The sequence below is a fragment of the Laceyella sacchari genome (assembly GCF_024927925.1).
Taxonomy (GTDB): domain Bacteria; phylum Bacillota; class Bacilli; order Thermoactinomycetales; family Thermoactinomycetaceae; genus Laceyella; species Laceyella sacchari.
Map to the genome: position 1 here is coordinate 2,181,056 of NZ_CP103866.1, position 23,014 is coordinate 2,204,069.

General features: G+C 50.7%; 8 protein-coding genes. 1 reads left to right on the plus strand and 7 read right to left on the minus strand.

Going from position 1 to position 23,014, the window contains the following annotated elements:
• Positions 1-8: 8 nt before the first annotated feature.
• Entirely contained in the window at positions 9-15,107 is a 15,099-nt protein-coding gene (locus tag NYR52_RS10595) for a non-ribosomal peptide synthetase (protein WP_259435610.1), read from the minus strand.
• A gap of 76 nt (positions 15,108-15,183) precedes the next feature.
• Positions 15,184-15,339 carry a hypothetical protein gene (locus NYR52_RS10600; RefSeq protein ID WP_259435611.1) on the minus strand — a complete coding sequence of 52 codons (156 nt, stop codon included), beginning with the start codon at positions 15,337-15,339 and terminating at the stop codon, positions 15,184-15,186.
• Between the two features lie 1,147 nt (positions 15,340-16,486).
• On the opposite strand from NYR52_RS10600, the gene NYR52_RS10605 reads away from it, so the two are divergent.
• Complete coding sequence (locus NYR52_RS10605) at positions 16,487-17,758, plus strand: MFS transporter (protein WP_132222184.1); 1,272 nt, start codon at positions 16,487-16,489, stop codon at positions 17,756-17,758.
• A 321-nt stretch (positions 17,759-18,079) separates the two neighbouring features.
• Here the strand turns inward: NYR52_RS10605 and NYR52_RS10610 are convergent, their stop codons facing one another.
• The 5 genes from NYR52_RS10610 to NYR52_RS10630 form a co-directional block, all read right to left on the minus strand.
• Positions 18,080-19,084: an NAD(P)/FAD-dependent oxidoreductase gene (locus tag NYR52_RS10610; protein ID WP_259435612.1), complete on the minus strand. Its 1,005-nt coding sequence runs from the start codon at positions 19,082-19,084 to the stop codon at positions 18,080-18,082.
• A gap of 20 nt (positions 19,085-19,104) precedes the next feature.
• Complete coding sequence (locus NYR52_RS10615; protein WP_259436754.1) at positions 19,105-20,112, minus strand: FecCD family ABC transporter permease; 1,008 nt, start codon at positions 20,110-20,112, stop codon at positions 19,105-19,107.
• A 2-nt stretch (positions 20,113-20,114) separates the two neighbouring features.
• Complete coding sequence (locus tag NYR52_RS10620) at positions 20,115-21,155, minus strand: FecCD family ABC transporter permease (protein ID WP_259435613.1); 1,041 nt, start codon at positions 21,153-21,155, stop codon at positions 20,115-20,117.
• A 29-nt stretch (positions 21,156-21,184) separates the two neighbouring features.
• Positions 21,185-22,117 (minus strand): iron-hydroxamate ABC transporter substrate-binding protein, encoded by a 933-nt coding sequence (locus NYR52_RS10625; protein WP_022736331.1) that lies wholly within the window; start codon positions 22,115-22,117, stop codon positions 21,185-21,187.
• 86 nt (positions 22,118-22,203) lie between these two features.
• A complete protein-coding gene (locus NYR52_RS10630) occupies positions 22,204-23,013 on the minus strand; it encodes an ABC transporter ATP-binding protein (RefSeq protein WP_259435614.1) in 810 nt (269 codons plus the stop codon).
• Between the last annotated feature and the right edge of the window lies 1 nt (position 23,014).

Below are 23,014 nucleotides of genomic sequence, written 5' to 3' on the forward strand. Positions count from 1 at the left end.
GTCATGTCTTACAGATCATCCAGAAGTTCAGCAATGCTATCCAGTTCGTCGTAAGTTAAATCGTCTGAACTGAAATCACTTGGCGTGTAATTGGGCTCTTGCTGCGACAGGCAGTGATCAACCAAGTCAATCAGGTATTGCCGGTAACGCTCGCCAAGGGCCTCCATGGTTTCCTTCCGGTGAAGGTGGGTGTGGTAAGTAAGATGTATCTCCAATTGTCCTTTCACAATCAATTCATTCACTTCCAACAGGTAACGGTTTGGCATCGAAGCCCCTACTGCTTGTCCCGTCGGCAAGTCGCTGATCACCACTTCCCCTTCCTCTTCATCGGAATCAAATTGTCCCAAATAGTTGAACAGGATGTCGGGAGACAGGGAAAAAGCTAGGTCTTGCTTGTGCTCCGGCGCCGTCAGATGTTGCAGGATACCATAGCCGACACCTTTGTTGGGGATTTTGCGCAAGTGCTCTTTCACCTGTTTGATCGACTCTGCCAAGTCGCCCCCGCTTACATCCACCACTACGGGATAAATCGAAGTAAACCAACCCACCGTGCGGGTTAAATCGATATCCTCAATGATCTCTTCACGCCCATGCCCTTCCAAATGAACCACGAAACGTTCTGCTCCTGTCCAATCTTTGAGCGCCAAGCCCAAAGCGGCCAGCAACAGGTCGTTGATCTCGGTCCGGTATGCTTGATGGGCATCTGTCAAAAGCTGTTTGGTCACCGACTCAGGCAATCGCACGACGACTGTGTCCTGATCCCCGTACACCTGGGTTGCGTCTTGCGCACCTTCCCGTGGCAACGGCGCGACTTGTTGGCTCTCCAGCTCCTGCCAATACGGAATCTCCTTCAACAGCGCTTTGCTGTTGGCATACTCACGCAACATCCGGCTCCACGCCTGGTAAGAATGGGTTTTATCCGGGAACTTGATCGGTTGATTCGTGAGCGCTTGGCGATACCCCGCCTCCAAATCCTCGACCAAGATCCGCCAAGACACCCCATCCACAATCAAGTGGTGAATGACGATCAACAGATGGTCAGCTTCTGGTGCCTTGAACAATCCCAATCGAATCAACGGACCTGCCTCGATATTTAGGCTGGCATGCAAGCGGTCGGCTTCTCGCTCGATGCGGGCGGCCACATCCGGCTCCCCGGCCAGGTCAAACAGTTCCAGCGTAAACGCGTCCGCTTCCGGCTCGCGTCCAGTTTGCACCCATTGTCCGTCCGTTTGGGTGAACACATGGCGCAAAGCGTCGTGGTGTTCCACGATTTTGGCGAACACGGTCCGCACCATTTCCTCATCCCAACCACCGCGACGGGTCAACAGCATCGCCTGGTTGAAGTGATGCGGTGCCTCCGCATGCAACGTGAGGAAATCTCGCTGGATCGGAGTGAGCGGTACTTCGCCCGTGACCGGCCCTTGATCGATAACCAACTGATTCCGTTCGATAAACGGCGCCAGTGCAGAAATCGTCTCATACTGGAAGATGTCTTTGATGTTCAGGCGCAGTTGATGTTGTGCCAGACGGGCTGCGATTTGAATCGCTTTGATGGAATCTCCGCCCAATTCAAAGAAGTTGTCATGAATCCCGATCCGCCCGATCTGCAGTACTTGCTGCCACACCTCAGCCAGCAGGGCTTCCACTTCATTGGTGGGCGCCGCATATTCCGCTCCGCTCACAACGTATTCGGTCGGTTCGGGCAACGCTTTGCGATCCAACTTACCATTGGCATTGAGCGGCAGTTCGGGCAGTTCCACAAAGTAGGCCGGAATCATATAGTCAGGCAACCCTTGGCCCATATGCTTGCGCAATTCGGCCACATCCCAGTCCGCCTCGCTAACCAGGTAGGCGCACAGGTAAGCCTGCCCTTGCGCATCATGGCGGGCGATCACCGCACCATCTTTCACAGCGGGGTGCTTCATCAATTGACCGGTCACTTCATCCAACTCAATCCGGTAACCCCGGATCTTCACTTGATGGTCCATGCGCCCCAAATACTCGATGTTCCCATCGGACATCCACCGTGCCAAATCTCCCGTCTTGTACATCAACTCTCCGGGGAGATAGGGGTTGGGAACAAATTTCTCCCGGGTTAAGTCTTCCCGATTGAGGTATCCGCGGGCCAGACAGGTTCCGGACAGACAGAGCTCACCTGGCACACCGATCGGTTGCAGTCGGTTGCGCTCATCCAGCACCAGCAATTGGACATTGGCGATGGGTTTACCAATCGGTATCACAGCTGGATCATGGTCTGTCGGGCAATCGTAATAAGAGACGTCTACCGTCGCTTCCGTCGGCCCGTACAGATTGTACAGCCGGGTTCCATTCACACGATGCATCGTGTCCCGGAAACGGGCAGCATGGTTGGGCAACAGCGCTTCCCCACTGGTGAACACCCGCCGCAAGCTGGACAAGCGAGGCAAGTTGGCTTCATGGAGGTGTTCCAAGAACAGATGGAACATGGACGGTACAAAGTGCATGGTGGTGATGCCATACCGTTCTATCGTGCTGATCATAATCTCCGGCGCTTTCTCACCGCCCGGCTCCAACAAGTGCACACGGGCACCGACGAAGAACCACAAGAACAACTCCCACACCGACACGTCAAACACGATCGGCGTTTTTTGCAAGATGACATCTTCCGGGCCAAACGCATATTGGCGCGCCATCCATTCGATCCGGTTATACGCCGTGTAATGCTCGATCATGACCCCTTTGGGCTTTCCGGTAGACCCCGAAGTGTAAATGACATATGCCAAATCTCTCACGGTAGCCGTGGCTGGCAGATTATCAGCTTCCCCTTGCTCCAACGCAAGTTCGTCCAGATAGAGTACATCAGCGTCGAAAGTACCGGCCAAGTCACGGAACTTGCTCAGTGACAAAATCAAGCGCGCTTCACTGTTGTCGAGCATGTAGGCGATCCGTTCTGCTGGGAATTCAGGCGAAATCGGCATATACGCCGCACCGGCTTTGAGAATTCCCAGGATGCCGATCATCATCTCCAGTGAACGCTCTGCCAGCAAGCCGACGATTTGGTTGGGACCGACACCTTTGGCGCGCAGCATCCGAGCCAAGCGGTTTGCACGGGCGTTCACTTCGGCATACGTCCATTTCCCGTCGCCAAACTCAATCGCAATCCGGTCGGGAGTCCGTGCCACTTGTTCCTCAAACAACGTTGGCAACGGTTTGGCCGGGGGATATTCCACCCGCGTGTTATTAAACACGTGCAAGATCTGTTGCGTTTCTGCCTCGGTGATCAACGCCATGTCATCCAGTGTGCTGTCCGGATGATTAACCACTTGTTGCAAAAGATGGATGAAATGAGAAACCATCCGTTCCGCCGTTTCCTGTTTAAACAGGCTGGTGGCGTAAGACAAAGCGAATCGCAAGCGGTCCTCATCCTCATAAACCGTCCAAGTCAAGTCGAATTGCGCGGCTACTTTCTCCTGCAAATCATAATGACTCAGCTTTAGTCCGGGAACTTCCGCCGACAGGGCATCATCTCCCTCATAGTTGAACATGGTGTCAAACAGCGGGTTGCGGCTCATGTCCCGACGCAGCTGCAACTTGTCGATCAGGTCTTCCAGCGGATAATCGGCATGGTCAAAGCATTGGAGCGTCCGCTCCTTCACCGCTTGCAAGAATTGGGTAAAGCTTTGTTGCGGCTGTGGATGGTTGCGCAAGACCAATGTATTGACAAACAGCCCGAAAATGGATTGCACATCCGGATGGTTCCGGCCGGCAATGGCACTACCGACGACAATGTCATCCTGTCCGCTGTACTTGGACAACAACACGTTATATGCCGCCAACAACGTCATATACATGGTTGTCCCGTTTTCCATGGCTACGCGTTTCAGCCCTGCGGTCAATTCTTCATCCAACTCAAAGCGGATCAAACCCCCGTCAAATTGCTTCACCGGCGGCCGAACAAAGTCCGTCGGCAAGGACAGGGTTGGCAATTCCCCTTTAAACGCATCCAACCAAAACGCTTCTTGTTTTTGGTATGTTTCCGACGCGGCAAAAGATTTTTGCCATACAGCGTAATCCTTGTACTGCACTTTGAGCTCAGGCAGCGATTTGCCTTGAAGCAATTGCGCCAGCTCATCAAACAGGATGCCTACAGACAAACCATCGGTGATGATATGGTGCATATCGACGATAAACAGGTGCTTGGTTTCAGTGAGGCGAACCAAAGCCACTCTGGCCAAAGGCGCCTGATGCAACTCAAACGGCTGCACAAACTCGCCGATAAAGGCATCTACCTTCGCTTCCTCCACTTCCATCCGTTCGATGTCGCAAGTGACGGATGGGTGGATTTGTTGCACCAATTCCCCATCGGACAAGTGGAAAGAGGTGCGCAATGGCTCATGCCGCTCCACAAGTTGATTCCACGCTGCACGCAAGCGCTCGGGGTCCAGCTCTCCTTCGATCATGAGGGTGGCGGTCAAGTTGTAACCCGTGCCAGCATTGCCCAAACTGTCAATGGCAAACATTCTTCTTTGGCTTGAGGTAACCGGATAAGCTTCCCGCTCTCCTGCCGGCACAATCGCCTCATAAGCGCCCTTGTCCGCATCACGCAAGTATTGAGCCAACTCTTTCAGCGTGGTGCTGGTGAAGATCACATTGAGCGGAATCTCAATGTTCAACACCTTGTGCACTTGCGACACCAAGCTCATCGCCAGCAGCGAGTGTCCTCCCAGCTCGAAGAAGTTGTCGTTCATCCCGACGCGTTCCAGCCCCATCAGTTGTTGGCAGATTTCCGCCAATTTGTGTTCCAATTCATCAGCAGGTGGGACATACTCGCGCTGGGTTTGGGATTGCGAATCGGGTTTCGGCAAAGCTTTTCGGTCCACTTTGCCATTGGCGTTGAGCGGCAGGGCGTCCATCTCTACAAACTGGGTCGGAACCATATAATTGGGTAACTGTGCCGCCAATTGTTCCCGAACCTGCGCCACTGTCATCCCTTCCGCCAAGACCGTATACGCGCACAGGTACGCATATCCCTGATGGTCAAGATAAGGCACGACCGTTGCTTCCCGCACACCATCCAATTGCAGGAGGCGCTCAACCACTTCTCCCAATTCCACGCGATGTCCACGAATCTTCACTTGATCGTCAATCCGGCCAAGGTACTCGATTTCTCCATTGGGCAACCAACGAGCCAAATCGCCGGTCTTATACATTTTCTCCTCAGGGTTAAACGGATTGGGCACAAACTTCTCAGCCGTCAAATCTTCACGACCCCAGTAGCCTCGTGCCAAGCCAACCCCGCCGACGCACAACTCTCCTGGTACGCCAATCGGTTGCAATTGGTTGTGCCGGTTTAAGATGTATACCTTTTTGTTGGGGAATGGCGTGCCAATCGTCGGTTTGTCGTCTTCAGCGCGGCAATATCCCAACGTGGCGTCCACTGTCACTTCCGTCGGCCCGTAAGCATTGATGAAGGTTCGGCCTTGGGCCCAGCGCTTCACCAGATCGCTGGTGACAGCTTCCCCACCTGTCAAAATCGTCCGCAAATCCGGCAATTCCGCATATGGGAACGTTTGTAACGCCGATGGCGACAGTCCCAAGAAGTTGATTTTCTCCTCTTTCAGCCACTGTACAAACCGGTCGGGTACCAGCTGCTCTTTACGAACCAGATAAAGTGTCGCTCCGGTCAGCAAGGCCGGGAAAATCTCAGATACGGAAGCGTCAAAGCTGATGGAAGCGAATTGCAACACCCGACTTCCCTCAGTGATTTGATACAGGTCAGCCATCGCACTGAGATTGCACACCCCGAGATGCTCAATCATGACGCCTTTGGGTTTGCCAGTGGAACCGGAGGTGTAGATCATATAAGCCAAATCGGTCGGCTGGTTGATCTGCTCCAACTCCGAAGCATCTCCCTCGTACCAGCTGGGCTCATCCAATCGGATCACTTTGCCAGCAAAATCAGAAGGAACCTGAATATGGCTGTGGGTTAACAACAACCGGGCTTGGCTGTCTTGCAACATAAAGGCGATCCGTTCTTGCGGATAATCGGGATCGATCGGGACATAAGCCCCGCCCGCCTTTAACACCGCCAAAAGGCCGACGATCATATCAGGCGTGCGCTCCGTCAACATCCCCACAAATTGGTCGCGTGTAACCCCCATATCACGCAGTGATCTTGCCAATTGATTGGATCTTTGATGCAGCTCTCGGTAAGTCAAGCTGACATCTTCAAAGACAACCGCCGGGTGATCTGGGGTACGAGCCACCTGTTCCGCAAACAATTCATGCAACGTTTTGTCCTGCGGATAAGGGCGGTCCGTGCGGTTGAACGCTGTCAGAAGTTGCGTCCGCTCCGCCTCAGATACGATTTCAATCTCTGCCAACTTCATCTCAGGAGTCGTAACCACTTGTTCCATAACTGTTTGCAAATGGGTGAACAGCCGTTCGATCTTGTCTTGCGAATACAAAGCTTGGTCATATTGCACTTTTAGATGCAGTTGCTCACCAGGATAGATGGTTACGCTTAATTCAAAGTTCTCCTGCTCAAACACATCCAACCCCGTAATGGTAAACCCGAGCTCATCCGCCCGCTTGCTAAACAGGTTTTGATCCAATGGATAGTTCTCAAACACCAAAATGTGGTTAAACAACGCTCCGGACAAATCAGTACCAGCTTGGATTTCCGCCAATGATTTATAACCGTACCGTTCAGACGCCAACGCATTTTCCTGCATCTCAGCCAGCAGATCGGTGAAAGAGGTGTCTCTCTGCCCTTGCACCCGTACCGGGATGGTGTTGATGAACAAGCCGACCATTTTTTCCACATCGGGGATCTCTGTCGGCCGTCCAGAGATAACCGCTCCGAACACGACATCATCCGTATCGTTATAGCGTTGCAACAACACGCCCCAGATTGCTTGGAACATCGTGTTCAACGTAACGCGTTGCCGTGCCGCCGTACGTGTAAGCCGCTCTGTCAGCTCCTTGTCCAAACGGAAGTCCAGCTCTGCTTTGGGCTCGCTTCCTCGACGCCCGTCCAGCGTATCTTGCGGTATCGAGACAGCTTGTTCGTATCCGTGCAGATACTCTTTCCAGTAAGCGGTCGCTTGTTGGTCATCCTGACGTTCCAACCAGCGAATATATTCACTGTAGGGAGCGGCGCTTTCTGTTTGCTGCGCGTCGATATAGAAGTTCAGCCAATCTTCCACAATGATTCCGAAGCACCAACCATCCATCAGGATGTGATGGGAACTGAACACCATTTGATAATGACGGTCACCCGTTTGGAACAAAGCAAACCGGATCATCACATCACGTGTCAGATCAAATCCTTTCAACCGATCTTGCCGCTTGAACGCTTCGATGTGTGCGCTTTGTTCCGCCGGAGCCAGATGACGGATGTCCTCATATCTGAACGTCGCCTCTTTGTGTTTCAACACGACTTGGATCGGCTTTTTGACCTTGTCGTAGATGAACACCGTCCGGAACACATCATATTTTTGAATGAGCGAATCCAAGCTTTTCTTCAACCGCTCAGGATCGAGAACGCCTTCCATGCGGAAAGTGATCTGGTCAAAATACGCTTCGCTCTCTTTGTCCTTCAAAGCGTGGAACAAGATACCTTCTTGCATGGGCGACAGATGATACAAATCTTGAATCTCTGCCTCGGCCACGATGTTGCGTACAAGCTCCAAATCTTCCAACGAACAGGAACCGATGCTGAAATCACTTGGCGTCCGCAGTGATTCTGGCTGTGCCAAGCAATGTTCGGCCAACGCATGTAAGCTTCGTTTAACTTCGTTCAGCAACTGATGGATCGTTTGCTCAGTGAACGCAGTGCGATCATAACTGCATTCCAGCGTAAGTTGCCCTTCGGTGACCCAACCGTTGATCTCAATGGCCACATCGACTGGCGTCTCCGGACTGAACCATTCCCCGGTCGGCATCGATGATGGGTCCAACCCGCCTTGGTCAAATTGACCGAGATAGTTGAAGCTGATTTCCGGCTTGCAACTGAAAGACAAGTCGGAGGTCATTTCGGCCGGAGTCAAGTACCGCAATATCCCGTAGCCTACTCCTTTGTTAGGCACTTGGCGCAGGGTTTCTTTCACTGTCGGCACGATCCGCCCCATCTCATCTGAAGCCATGTCCAACACCACGGGATACAGGGACGTGAACCAACCCACTGTCCGGGTCAAGTCGATCTCCTTAAACAGCTCTTCGCGACCATGTCCTTCCAAATACAGAGCCACTTTGTCTTGCCCAGTCCACCTTTTCAGGGCCATGCTCAAACCGGCGATCAGCAAATCATTTGCTTCTGTGTGATAAGCCCGATGCGCTTGCGTGAGCAAAGCCGCCGTTTCCGTGTCTGACAAGTGAACGCGCACCGAATCGCGATCCTTCATATAGATTTCCGTCGCTGGCTCGCGATCTTTCGGCAACGCCGGCACTTGTGCCGTTTCTACCCGCTTCCAGTACGGAATCTCCGCCAACAGCTGCGGGCTGACAGCGTATTCGCGCAACTTCCGCGCCCATGCTTGGAAGGAACTTGTTTTCAGCGGCAAGGATGCGTCTGCTTGCTCATACAGAGTCGTGAAGTCTTCCAACAAGATGCGCCAAGAAACACCGTCTACCACCAGATGGTGAATCACCAGCAGCAGATAATCACCGTCAGCAGTGTGGAACAGCCCCACTTTAACCAACGGGCCTTGCTCCAAGTCGATAGACTGTTGCAGACGGTTGGCTTCCTGTTCAATCGCCGCGCGTACGTCCGCCACACCTGTGAAATCATACTCGCTCAGTGTGAAGCCGTCTGCTTCCAAGCCTTGATTTATCAGCACCAAGCCATCGTCCGTAAACGCCGCAGTCATGCGCAGTGCATCATGGTGTACCACGAGTCGAGTCAGCGTGGACTTCACTCGCTCGCTGTCCCATCCTTCCGGCTGATGAAGCATCATCGCTTGATTGTAGTGATGCGATGCTTGGCTGTTCAGTTCAGCAAACCATTGTTGAATTGGAGTGGGTGGCACATTGCCGGTCACAACACCTTGCTCCGCCGATGTTTCCGCCTTGCTGGTGATGCGCGGTGCCAGCTCCCGAATGGTGGGATGGCGGAACAATCCTTTCATCTCCAACTGCCACTGCTGTTGGTGCAACCGAGCTGAGATTTGGATCGCCTTGATCGAATCGCCACCCAATTCAAAGAAGTTGTCTTCGATTCCGACACGCTCGACGCCCAGCACTTCTTCCCAAATCTGTGCTAGAAGTGTTTCCATCGGCGTTTGCGGTGCGACATACTCCGCGCTGGTCTGCACCCGTCCCTCCGGTTCAGGCAACGCTTTTTTGTCCACTTTACCGTTGGGGGTCAGCGGAATTTTGTCCATCTCTACAAAGTAGGACGGAATCATGTAATGCGGCAAGATAGCGCTTAAGTCATCACGCAAGGTTTTGACCGAACCAGGTGTTTTCCAGACGATATACGCACAGAGGTAAGCACCGCTTCCTTTGTCGTTTCTGGCCAACACCACGGCTTCTTCCACCTGCTCCATTTCCAACAGCATGGTCTCGATCTCACCGATTTCAATACGGTGCCCACGGATCTTCACCTGATCGTCGATCCGTCCCAAGTATTCGATCTCCCCTGTCGGCAACCACCGCACCAAGTCTCCGGTTTTGTACATCCGCTCGCCCGGACGGAACGGATTGGGTACAAACTTCTCCGCGGTCAAGTCGGGCCGGTTCCAATACCCGCGCGCCAATCCTTCTCCACCGATGCACAATTCGCCCGGCACACCGATCGGTTGCAATTGTCCTTCTGGACTTAAGACATACGCTTTCTTATTGCGGATCGGGGTTCCGATCGTGATCGTTTCCGCTTCCGGAGAGCACACACCGATCGTCGCATCTACCGTCCCTTCCGTCGGGCCGTAAGCGTTCAGGAACGTGCGTCCTTGTCCCCAGACTTTCACCAAATCCGGTGAGCACGCTTCTCCCCCAGTACTGATGGTAGTCAGGTCGGGCAAATCCAGATACGGCAGCGTACGCAACACGGACGGCGGGATAAACGGCATCGAGGTGATCCGCTGCTCTTTCAACCATTGCACAAATCCGGTTCCATCCAACAATTGTTCTTTCTTGATCAGATAGAGCGCGCCTCCATTGAGCAAGGTGTGGAAAATATCGCCCACCGCCGCGTCAAAACTGATCGAGGAGAACTGCAACACTCGACTTCCCGGGCCGATGCCATACGTTTCAGCCATCAGCTGCAAATTGGCCACACCCCGGTGTTCGATCATGACTCCTTTCGGCTTCCCGGTAGAACCCGAGGTATAAATCATGTATGCCAGATGTTCAGGGGTGTTGACTACGGGAAGTGGCGTCCCTTCTTCCTCTCGCCATTCGCTCTCTTCGATGCGGATCGTCTCACCCGCAAACTCCGCTGGCACATCCACTCCCTGCTGGGTGATAAGCCACTTGGCTTGGCTGTCGTCCAGCATGTAACGAATCCGTTCCTGAGGATACTCAGGATCGATTGGGAGATAAGCTGCCCCCGCTTTCAGCACACCCAACAGAGCGATAATCATCTCTGGAGACCGCTCCAGCAGAATGCCTACAAATTGTTCCGGTTGTACGCCTTTCTTCCGTAGCGCCCGGGCCAAGCGGTTTGCTTGCTCATCCAATTCCCGGTATGTCAGCTGGATTTCGCCAAACACCAACGCCGGTTCGTCCGGTGTCCGCGCCACCTGCGCCTCAAAGAGTTCTGGCAAGGTTTTGTCATGTGGATACTCCGCTTCAGTGCGGTTAAACACTTCTAACACCTGTTGCTTCTCCTGCTCGGTGATCAGGCTGATCTCCCGCACAGGAATCTCCGGATTGGCCGTCACTTGGCGCAACACTTGCTCCACATGGCCGATCATGCGCTCCACCGTTTCCCGCTTAAACAGCGCGGTGTTGTACTCCACCTGAAACTGAAGTCGCTCTTCCTCCGTCACCACCAAAGCCAAATCAAACTGCACCTTTTTAGCCTGAATCGGATACGGGCGGAAAGTGAGCCCTGGGATTTGGATCATGGACAAGTCCATGTTTTGCAACACAAACATGGTGTCAAACAACGGGTTGCGGCTCAGATCGCGTTGCAAACCCAATTTGCCGACCAGCTCATCAAACGGATAATCCTGCCGTTCATATGCTTCCAGCATCTGCGCTTGCAATCTCTTCAGGAAGCTGGTGAAACGTTCTTCACCAGGTACATGAGCTCTTAGCGGCAAGGTGTTAACAAACATCCCGAAGATCGGTTCCAGCTCGCTTTGGGTGCGGCCGGCGATCGGCGAACCGACAATAATATCATCCTGCCCCGAATACTTGGACAAGAGCACATAATAGGAAGCGAGCAAGGTGATGAATAAGGTGCTCTTCTGCTCTTTGGCCAATTGTTTGACCTGCGCTTCCACCTCTTCTGGCAGATAAAAGGTCTTCACTTCCCCATCAAACTGTTGCATCGACGGGCGCGGATAATCAGTTGGCAATTCCAGCACCGGCACTTCCCCGGCAAACTGCTCCAGCCAGTACCGCTCTTTCTCTTCGTTCGCTACATCCCGGCTTTGCTCCCATACCGCGTAATCCTTGTATTGGATCGGCAGTTCCGGCAACGATTGTTTCTGGTAAAGCGCCCCCAGTTCGCGATACAAAATGCTGTGCGAAATCCCATCTGAAATGATGTGGTGCATATCAAGCACCAGCACATGCCGCTCATCGGACAGACTGAACACACCCGCCCTAAACAACGGTGCCTGGCTTAAATCAAACGGCTGAATCATTCCTTGCACAAGTGACTCCAGCTCAGCCTCATCCGACACGGTGACGTGTTTCATCTCCACTTCCAAGCGGGGATGAATCTGTTGCACCAGCTCTCCATCCACAAACGTAAAGGAGGTACGCAGCGCTTCATGACGATCGACAAAGGCGTTAAGTGCATCCGTCAAGGCTTTAACATCCAACCGACCTTCCACTTCCAACAAGATCGGTGTGTTGTACGCCGTTCCCACGTTCTCCCATTGTTGCAATGCATACAGCCGTTTTTGCGCAGCCGACACAGGATAATAATCTTGCTCATCAGCGCGTTGGATCATGGTGACATGTGATTGATTAGCTCCAGCAATATACGAAGCCATCTCTTTGATCGTCGGATAATCAAACGCATCTTGGAAAGACATTTCCACACCGAATTGATCTCGAATTCGCGCAATCAGCTGCATTGCTTTCAGTGAGTGCCCGCCCGATTCAAAGAAATGGTCAGTAATGCCAATCCGCTTAATGCCTAAAATGTCTTCCCAAATGGCCGCCAGCTTGCGTTCCGTTTCGTTGGTGGGAGCGGATAGCTCTTCTGTCGGCTCGCTGTCAAGCAATCGCGGATCAGGCAATGCCCGTTTATCCACTTTGCCATTGGCCGTCAGCGGCAAGGCGTTTAGTTCCACCAAGTACGTAGGCACCATATATTCCGGCAAGGTTGTCGCCAAATGCCGGCGGATATCCGCCATCTCGCATGGTTTGTCCAAAACGATATAGCCACTTAAGAAAGAATGACCATCCTCATCCTTGCCTGCGGTCACAATCGTTTGTTGCACAGCCGGATGTTCAAGCAATTTCAATTCAATCTCCGTCAACTCGATCCGGTGTCCCCGGATTTTCACTTGGCCATCCATACGGCCCAAAAATTCCAGATTGCCATCCGGTAGCCAACGAACCAAATCCCCTGTGCGATACATCGTTTCACCCGGCGTAAACGGATCGTCCACAAACACTTGTGCCGTCTGGTCTGGACGGTTCAAATAACCGGCACCTACTCCGTCGCCACTGATGCAAAGCTCTCCGGCAACACCGATCGGTTGTAGTTGATTGTGTCTGTTTAAAACATAGACGCGGGAATGATTGATCGGTTTACCGATCGGAATGCCCTTTTGCGCGTCCCATGCTTTAATCGGATACATCGTGGTGAAAACCGATGTTTCTGTGGGGCCGTATGCATTCATCAACTGCCCATCCCCCAACACGGCATATGCTTTCTCCACGTGTTTGAGTGATGCTTTCTCCCCGCCGAAGATAATTTTGCGAAGCCCAGCGAGTGCATGTGGGTCCCAATCTACCAACGTGTTGAGCAAAGCGGTCGTCATAAAGCTGACAGTGATTGCTTCCTCTTTGATCAACCGGGTCAACTGCTTGAGATCCATGAGCACCTCTTCGGGTACAAGCACCAACTTGGCACCATGCAACAGCGCGCCAAACATATCGAACACAGAAGCGTCAAAAGCAAAATTGGATAATTGCAATATCGTGTCATCTTCTGCGATCTCAATGTAACCACAGTTAATCATCGTGCGCGTCAAGTTGTAATGCCGGATCAGCACCCCTTTCGGCTTGCCTGTCGATCCCGAAGTGTAAATCACATAAATCAAATCGTCGCTGGTGTTGACATCTTCCACATTGCTGTCGTCTTCCCCGATCCAGATATCCCTCACCAAGGGGCAAATCTCACCCTCGTAGGCAAACTCTGGCATGGCTTCCGGCTGTTTGAGCAACAGCGACATTTGGCAATCTTCGGCCATGTATCGGATGCGCTCCTCCGGATAATCGGGGGAGAGAGGAACATAGACAGCACCCGCTTTGATGATGCCAAGTACGCCGATAACCATTTCTGGAGAGCGCTTGGCCATCAGTCCCACTTTGTCGCCCCGCTTCACCCCGCGCGCGCGCAACACCCGTGCCAGCTGGTTAGCTTGTCGATTCAACTCATTGTAAGTAACCGTTTGGTTTTCGTATTTCAATGCAATTCGCTCTGGATGTCGTTCAACTTGCTCTTCAAATAACGCTTGCACTGTTTTATGCTTGGGATAACTCACTGGGTCCGGGTTGAAACCCGAGAGCATGGTATGTTTTTCCTCTTCAGTGCAGAGGTCGATTTCACTCACCAGTACATGCGGATTCCGGATGACTGCTTCGATGATCCGCTCCACATGCCCAGCCATATTTTGCACAAATGTCTGGGGATAGCTTGCTGAATCATAAATGAAATCAATGCTTAATCCATCTTCAGCTTTCGTTGCCACCACTTTGAGCTTAAATGAAGCTTGCTCCGACCGTTCGGCACCGATCAGGGTCAGATCGTCTTGCACACCCCTGAGCTGCTCCGAGTCAAGATCACAGACGAAGAAATGATCGAACGATTCGACGGCCAATCCCGTCCAATCCGCAAGCTGAGCCAGATGCAATCCACCGTGTTCCCGCCCCTTAGCCAAGTCACGGTGCAAATCAGCCACGATGGCCGCAAAGGATGGGTTGTCTCCGTAAACACGAACCGGTGTCGCGTCAACACACAGACCGATCGCCTGACGCACATCCCGGGCCAACGGGAAACGCTCCGGTTTCATGGACAAATATGACACATCATCCGCGTTCCCATACTTTTGCAGTAAAACGCCCCAGACCCCGTGCAAGATGGTGGGCAATGGCACATCCAATTGGGCAGCGACCTTCGACAATTTGTCCGTTCGTTCGCTGTCCAAGTGCAAGGTTACAGAGAGAGACGTCAAACCATCCTTTTCCAAATCGACGGGTATGGCGGGGAAAAACGGTTTGTGTTCATAGTCGGCAAACCGTCCGCTCCAGTATGCTTTCGCCACTTCCAGCGACTGCTCCATCCGTTGCTCATGAAACGCGGACAGGTGCTTCGGTTCTTGGCCCAACCGTTGTTGGTTGTAGGCGCCAAACGCTTTACGGATCATCAGGTTCAGCGTTTTTCCGTCGATCGCTTGCCGATCATATCGGAAAATGAGCCAGCTGATCCCGCCGTCATCCTGAACGACAATCACCTGCAGGGAAGCAGAATCCGTCTTCTCCCCCTCACCGCGCCGATGCGCTTGGATGATTGACGCTTTTTGCTCCGCCGACAGCCCGCGCAAGTCATCTTCGCTAAATGTTAGCGGTCGCCCATCGGCGGAATGTTCATTATATAATGCATCAAGTAAGTATTTGAATAATTCCGCATCTACCTCGCCTTGCACTTGCATGATCAAGTCGCAATCATACGCCTGATCCTTTGACAAAACCTCTTTGTTTTGCGTATAAGGCGACACTGTTTCCACCCCTTAACTTTTTATCCTCTCTGTGCTATTCATCAGACACGCCTAATCGCGCCAACAAAGGCGGCGATCAGATTTGATTCTTCTTAAAGGCATTCCAATTCATCATGATGTCTATGTAGTGGTGCATCACCTCCAACACATGATCTTCGTAACAACTGGCAGTATCTCGCGCACAGATATGGACAGGAACAACCATCCTCCCCACCGCCAAAAGCATCATCAAACAGGTTGCAATCCTTCCGGTTGAGAACGTATCAATCGCTCACCCCCGATCAGAGCAAACCTGCACCATGCACATTTATATGCCTTTTACGAATAAATCCAATCTTCCGTATTCTAATTTCCTATTAAAACACTAAAAACAAATGCCGCTCTAAGTTCGATGAGCGCCCAACCATATGTACCATTCAATCTTTTCGTAGCCCCCCAAGCTCAGACTCGGCAAAGAAAAGTTGGCCTGGGATGCGCTCTTCCTATTTGCCAATATTAAATCAGGCTGACAGTGATCTTCAAAAATAGAAAACCATTTCTTTCAACATTTCCGTTTCCCATCCCACCTTTCCCATACCAAACAAAAACAATTATTCCCTAATTCCACGTTTTTGGGTATGCCTGTAAGTCCAGTGTAATAAGAAACCATCACCTCTGCTTAACAGCTGAGATGTTATGAGCATAAATTCATGCAGTTGTGTTATAAATTACATAGACAATCTTTACTACATTCGATACCATTAATTTAAATATATAAATTTCCATTCGTCAACAACTTAACAGACAATTAATAAGAAATATTGTTTTTTTACATATAAATTCCTTCGCGAACAGCACTTCTTTAAAAAAACTAGTCATATCAGACCCAACAGCTATTATATGCCACCATCACATCCTAAATAAACCATAAAATTTATGAATGACCAATGTTCATTTATTAAAAAAATACAAGGGAACAATTATGAAGCAGACTCTCATTTCATTAAAAAAGGAGATTTTTGTTGTTTTTTAAATTGTTATTATATATGATATTTGGTGTGGAGCGGGATTTTTTAAATAAACGAAAACTATATAGAATATGTATATTATCACTATAATCTAGAAGATAAACACATTCCGCCACAAGTGTGCTAATCTGCCTGAAGTGGGTTTCGCCTATCACTTGACTGGGAACATGTATTGATGCATCACGATGGTTTTCTACTCCTATTCAGCGAAGGGATACCCGAGGAAAAAACGAGCGGACGGGAAGAGATTCGCTCTCCTACAAGGACTATTTACCTTTTCAACACGCTCGATTCCGTTGGACAATCTTGCGTTTCACATTTTGGCGGATTTTGGTCATGTGGCTCAACTTCTTTTGTAAAAGCGAGGTCTAAATGATGAATGAATCCTTATCGAAAGAAATGAGTGTCACACAAGAGAAACCGTCGCCCACTCCTCTGTTAAAAAATCGTTCTTTTTTGATGTTGATCATTTCCATCATCTTTAGCAGCTTGGCCACTTCCACCTATCTGATGATTGAAACTTGGTATGTTTCCAAACATTTGCAAATGCCTTCGATGCTTGGTTATGTATTGATGGCCACAGCGATCCCACGCTTGTTGCTGATGAGTGTGGGGGGCGTGGTAGCAGACCGCTTCAAACGGTCCCTTATCATGTTTTACTCTGATTTCTTCAGATTTGTGCTATTGTTGGCCATGACATTTCTATTTCTTTCTGATCAATTGACCTTCACCATCTTGATCATTTTTGCCCTGTTGTTCGGAGTTTTGGAATCATTCTACTGGCCTGCGGCATCCTCCATCATTCCGACAATCGTTCCCGATTCGCAATTGGGCGCGGCCAACAGCTACAACTTCACCATCCAGCAAGTCGGCGTGCTCGTCGGACCTGTCATCGCCGGAATGTCTCTCACCTGGGGCTCATATGATTGGTCTTTTGGCCTCATCAGCGTCATGCTGCTGCTTGGTTCCGTGTTCTTGCTGGGCGTCCGCGATCAGCCACAGCAATCGGCGCCAGATGAAGTATCAGAGGAAAAACAATCGATGTTGGCAGAAATCAAGGAAGGGTTCCTTTACATAAAAGAGGACCGATTCAAGTTTTCCATTCTGCTTACAAATGCCATTTCTGTCTTTTTCTTGGTCGGTCCCTTGTCTATCGCTATTCCCACGTTTGTGACGGAAACACTAAACGGAACCGCGATGGATTTCACCTACCTTGAAATTTCTTTGACCGCCGGGTCCTTGATCGGCGCGATCGTCATCGGCATGATCAATATCACGAAACAACGGGCCATGTGGTCCTATATCTTCATGCTCTTCTTCTGCTTCAGCATGATGGGGCTCGGTTTTGCCAAAGAACTGATTCCGGCCATTATCGCCCTGCTGTTCACGGGGATCTTTTCCTCTTTTGCCAACACAACCATGGTCACCGCATTACAATCGATCATTGACATGGACAAAATGGGCAGAGTAATGAGCTTGTTCACCATGGCTTCAACCGGATTGGTTCCTATCTCCCAAGGCTTCATCCCTATGATATTGAACAAAGGCGTCTCGCTGTCCCATTTGCTGATTGCTGGCAGTTCCATCACTTGCGTTTTTCTGATCAGCGTGTTGCTCTTGGTCAAAACGATCCGTTCTCAATAATCCATCGCTCAAATCAGCTTCGACACAACAACAAAAGGGCAAAGTTGGAAGATATACCCAACTCGCCCTTTTTTTCCATTCTCATCTTTTACGTCCGTGAAAAAGATGTGGTTTTTGTCATGCAATGTGAATCGCTATCGAACAACCGTCATGCAACTGACATGGCCTAGGTAATTGCTTTGCAATAGCACATAGCATTTGCTCGCATAGGCGCGCTCAACATGACTTATTGCCCGAAATGAAAATAAAAAAGTGACAAGATTATAATCCTGTCACTTTTCCCATAGAAGGTTTTGAGCCGTTTAGCCAATCAGGTGTTCATCAGGCATCAACGAACTTATCGTGATGGGTGGAATATAAATCAGCCAATGGCGATTCCGGCTGCAAATGTTTCTTTGCGCTGTTCACAGCGACCGGCCCTTCTGTGAAACCTCCCGTGATGAGCTTCAATTTGTAGGGATAGGTCACTGCGTCCCCGGCCGCAAAAATACCGGGAATATTCGTTTCCATCGCGTTGTTCACTACAAAATGCCCGTCCTTCATTTCCAGTCCCCAATTGTTGATTCCGCCTAAATCTCCCCTGATTCCGTGATTTACGATCAACTCATCGATCTCCAGCTCGCGCGTTTCTCCTGTTTCCAAGTGTTCAATCGTCACTTTTTGAATGTGATCAGACTCCCCATGTAACGCTTTCAACGCGTATGGGGTCAACGTGACTGCCGCTTCGCTCATATGGGTGACATGCTGTTCATGGCCCCGGAATTCATCTCTGCGGTGAATAACCGTCACCTTTTTGGCGATCGGCAGCAATTCGTTAGCCCAATCCACCGCTGCGTTTCCGCCTCCCGAAATGAGAACGTGCTTATCTTTGAACTTGTCCAATTCGCCCACCGAATAGTGCAAATTGCTCTGTTCATAACGTTCCGCGCCTTCTATATCCAGTTTGATCGGTTCAAAAATACCGTGACCCACTGTCAGGATAATGGTTCGTGTATGGTGGATGTCTCCTTGGGTGCTGGTCAATAGAAAGGTGCCGTCTTCCAACCGTTCCAGTCCTGAAATGCGCTGTCCGCAAATGATTGTCGGTGCAAAAGTTTGCGCCTGCTCCTTGAGCCGCTCGACGAGATCAGCACCAGTGATTGCCGGGATGCCACCGATATCTCTGATGGTTTTCTCTGGAAAAAACATGGAGACTTTGCCGCCCAGTTCCGGCCCGGATTCAATCAATTTGGTTTTCATTTCTCGCATGCCGCTGTAAAATGCGCTAAACAGCCCGACCGGCCCTCCCCCGATGATCGTAACATCGTACAGGCCATCTTTTTTCATGTGCCTCTCCTCCAGATGAACTATTTTTTAGCCATTAAGTACATAAAATAGGGCGCACCGATGATACTTACAACAATGCCGGCGGGAATGCCGATGGGATCTGTCATGGCCCTGCCGATCGTGTCAGCGGCAAGGAGCAATATCGCACCAAGCAAAGCCGCGATGGGAAGAGCTCCCTGGTGGCGTGGCCCGACCAGCGATCTAGCGATATGCGGAGCCATCAAACCGACAAAAGCGATCCCTCCACTCACTGCCACAGAAGCTGACGAAAGGGCCACCGCGATCAAAATGAGCAAGCGTCTTTCCCGCTCTACATGAACACCTAACCCGATGGACACATGCTCATGCAAATGCAATGTGTTCAAAACATGGGACTTCGCCCATGCAATGGGAAGCAAAACAAGAATCCATGGTAGCAACGCCAACACAAATGTCCAGTCGTCTCCCCAAATCCGGCCCGCCATCCAATTGGCAAAAAAAGAGGCTTCTTCCTGTCCCAGACGGGAAGTCAACGTGATGATCCCGCCGTTAAGGGCAGCAGCCATCCCCACACCAATAAGCACCAGCCGAGTCGGGTCGACCCCCTCTCCTTTTTTATGGGCCATGGTGTAAATGAAGATAGCCGTAATAATGCCACCCAACAACGCAAACAGCGGGAGAATATAGACATAAGTGGATGATTCTACGGTAAAGAACATCACATAGACCACCACCATGAATCCAGCTCCCGCATTGATCCCCAACACACCTGGATCTGACAGCGGATTTTTGGTGATGCTTTGTAAAATCGAACCGGAAACAGCCAGACCCATTCCTGCCAAAACCGTGATCACTATTCTCGGCAACCGAAAGCCGTATAATATCAACTCTTCTTTTTCCGTGCCCCGCCCCAATAAAGTCCGCACCAATTGCTCGGGAGACAGCGACACAAACCCCGTCGCCACACTCACCACAATCAGTGCCAACAGGAACAGCAGAGCAATGATGACTGCAAGCCGAACTCTTGCGCGCTGTTTCGCATGGATCATGTTCACTTTCTCCCTCCTCTTCGCGCGAGATAAAGAAAGAAAGGCACACCAACCATGGAAACGATGGCTCCCACTGGCGTTTCATATGGTGCATTAACCAGTCTCGCCGCCGTATCGGCCAGCACCATCAACATACCCCCAAAAATGGCCGAACAGGGGATAATCCACCGGTAATCTGTACCCACCATAAAGCGAATCATATGAGGCACCATCAAACCGACAAAAGCAATGGCCCCGGCGATGGAAACGGCTGCCCCGGCCAAGATGAGCACGACACACATAAGGACGGTTTTCGTCAATAACGTGCGCTGTCCTAACCCTTTGGCGATTTCTTCACCAAAGCTTAACACCGTCAACCCTTTTGAAAACATGATGGCGATCACGATGCCAACGCCGACGACGGGCAACAGCCATTTCAGTTGAACCCAGTTTGTCCCTGACACCCCTCCGGCCGTCCAGAAAGTGAGTTCTTGGGACAACTTGTAATTAAGAGCAATGCCTTCCGCCATCGCTGACAATAAAGCTGAGACGGCAGCCCCCGCCAATGTGATGCGAAGGGGGGTTAAGCCCCCTCGTTTCAAAGAACCCAAGCCAAACACCATCGCAGCCCCGATTCCGGCACCGATAAAAGAAACGATCATGACCGATAAATAGGTGGCACTCGGGTAAAAAGCAAAGACACACGCCAGGGCCAGACTGGCACCGGCATTTAAACCGAGCAAACCGGAGTCGGCGAGAGGATTTCTGGTCATTCCCTGCATGATGGAGCCGCTGACCGCCAAGGCCGCCCCCACGGCCGCTGCTGCCAGCTCGCGAGGCAACCTGAGGCTGACAATGATTTGATCCGCCTCTCGCGTTGAATCATAGTCAAATATCGATCGCCACACAGTGAAAAAGTCAATGTCAGCCGCCCCGACCGAAATGGCAAACGCCATGCTGAGCATGAGGAGAACGATGCCAGACCCAAGGACTGTAACCCCGATGACCGGTCGGGAAAAAACGGCGTCTCCTGCTTGCATCCGTTTGTTTTTGCTAAAAATCATGGGCATGTATCCTTTATCAGACTTTGAAGTCATTTTCTTTTCGTCAGGGAGTCAACAATGAATTCCATCTCTTTTTCTAGGGAAATCGGATCATTGAAATAAAAAGATTTGGAGTCGAAGAGAATCACCTGGTTCTTCTGCACTGCAGGAATGCCTTTCCAAACATCGGTTTGCATAAACGAATTGTCTGCCGAATCATCCCCTTGGCCAACAAAGAGGTAGTCACCTGCGTATTGTGGAATCACCTCTTTGGAAATCGCTTTATACCCAGGCCCGAACACATCCTGTTCCAACTTTTTGGTCGGTTTCAAGCCAAGCGCCTGATAGATGACCTCTGTCCCACGACCCCAGTTTTTTCCATACACGTACATGTCTTTACCGAACGTTTCCAACACGGTAGCGGTGGCATTTTCACCGATAGCAGCTTGAACTTTTTTACGTTCGGCTTTTGCCTTCTCTTGCCACTGTGCAACCCATTCTCTGGCTTCCTTTTCTTTACCTACCAGCTTGCCAATCTCGATATGCTGTTGCAGATAGTCGTATTTTTCATAAGTAAATGCGACCGTTGGCGCGATTTGAGCATATTTTTTAAGATTTTTATCGTTGGAGTAGGTAATGATCAAATCGGGATTTAACGCCAAGAGCTTCTCCACGGAATCTTCGGTGACCACTTCCACATCATCCAACTGACCTTCATAAAATTTGTTTCCTTTCGGCCATTCATTGACAGCGATCGGCTTGATGCCAAGTTTCAGCAAGTTTCCTGCATAAGTCGCAGCCAGCACAGCCACTCTCTGCGGTTTCGCAGGGACTTTGATATCCCCTTGTTCAGAACGGTACGTTCTGGTTTCTGATGTGGAATCCGTGGTCGATTGACCCGCATTGCCCCCACATGCGGCCAGTAAGACCGCCATAACCATCATGATTATGCTGAAAAGCATCCGTTTTTTATGTATGCGCATTGTTCTCTCATCTCCAACTTATTTTAATAATAAAAATCATTCTCGATTATTTCTCAAAAAACGCTGTTCCGCCAAGCTCTCTCACATCAATCACTCACTGCGGCATAAGACCGATCAATCAAATCATATGTGAGGCACATCGGCTTTTTCGTCCGCGGGTCTATGCCAACTTCAACATCGATGTTAAAGACACGCTGAAGGATTTCGGGAGTGATGATCTCCTCCGCTGTCCCTTCTTTAACCAATTCTCCCGCTTTCATCGCCACGATGTGATCCGCGAAACGAGCCGCATGGTTGAGGTCATGGATCACCATCACAATGGTGCGCTTTTCCTTTTCGTTCAAATGTTTCAGCAGTTCCAATATCTCCAGTTGATGCGACAAGTCAAGATACGTTGTCGGTTCATCAAGCAGAATGATATCGGTTTCCTGGACCAGTGCCATCGCGATCCACGCCCGCTGTCTCTGTCCGCCTGACAAAGCATCCACCGCTCTGTCCTTGAATTGGGAAACGCCGGTGATCTCCATGGCCCAATTGATTACTTTCCAGTCGGCTTCTTGTAGCCTGCCCATCCCCTTTTGGTATGGAAACCTTCCATAAGAAACGAGTTCGGCTACAGTAAGCCCTTCCGGGGCGTCCGGCGACTGAGGCAATATCGCCATCTTTTGCGCAATCTTTTTCGTTTTTACCATCGTAATGTCTTTGCCGTCCAAAAACACTGCTCCTGATTTTGCGGAAAGAATGCGCGCCATGGTCTTCAACACAGTCGATTTGCCACACCCATTTGGTCCGATGATCGCAGTGATTTTCCCGTCTGGAATGGTTAAGTTCAAATTGTTGACGATATCTTGGCTTCCATAGGCTATTCTTAAGTTCTCAGTAAAAAGCCTGGACATT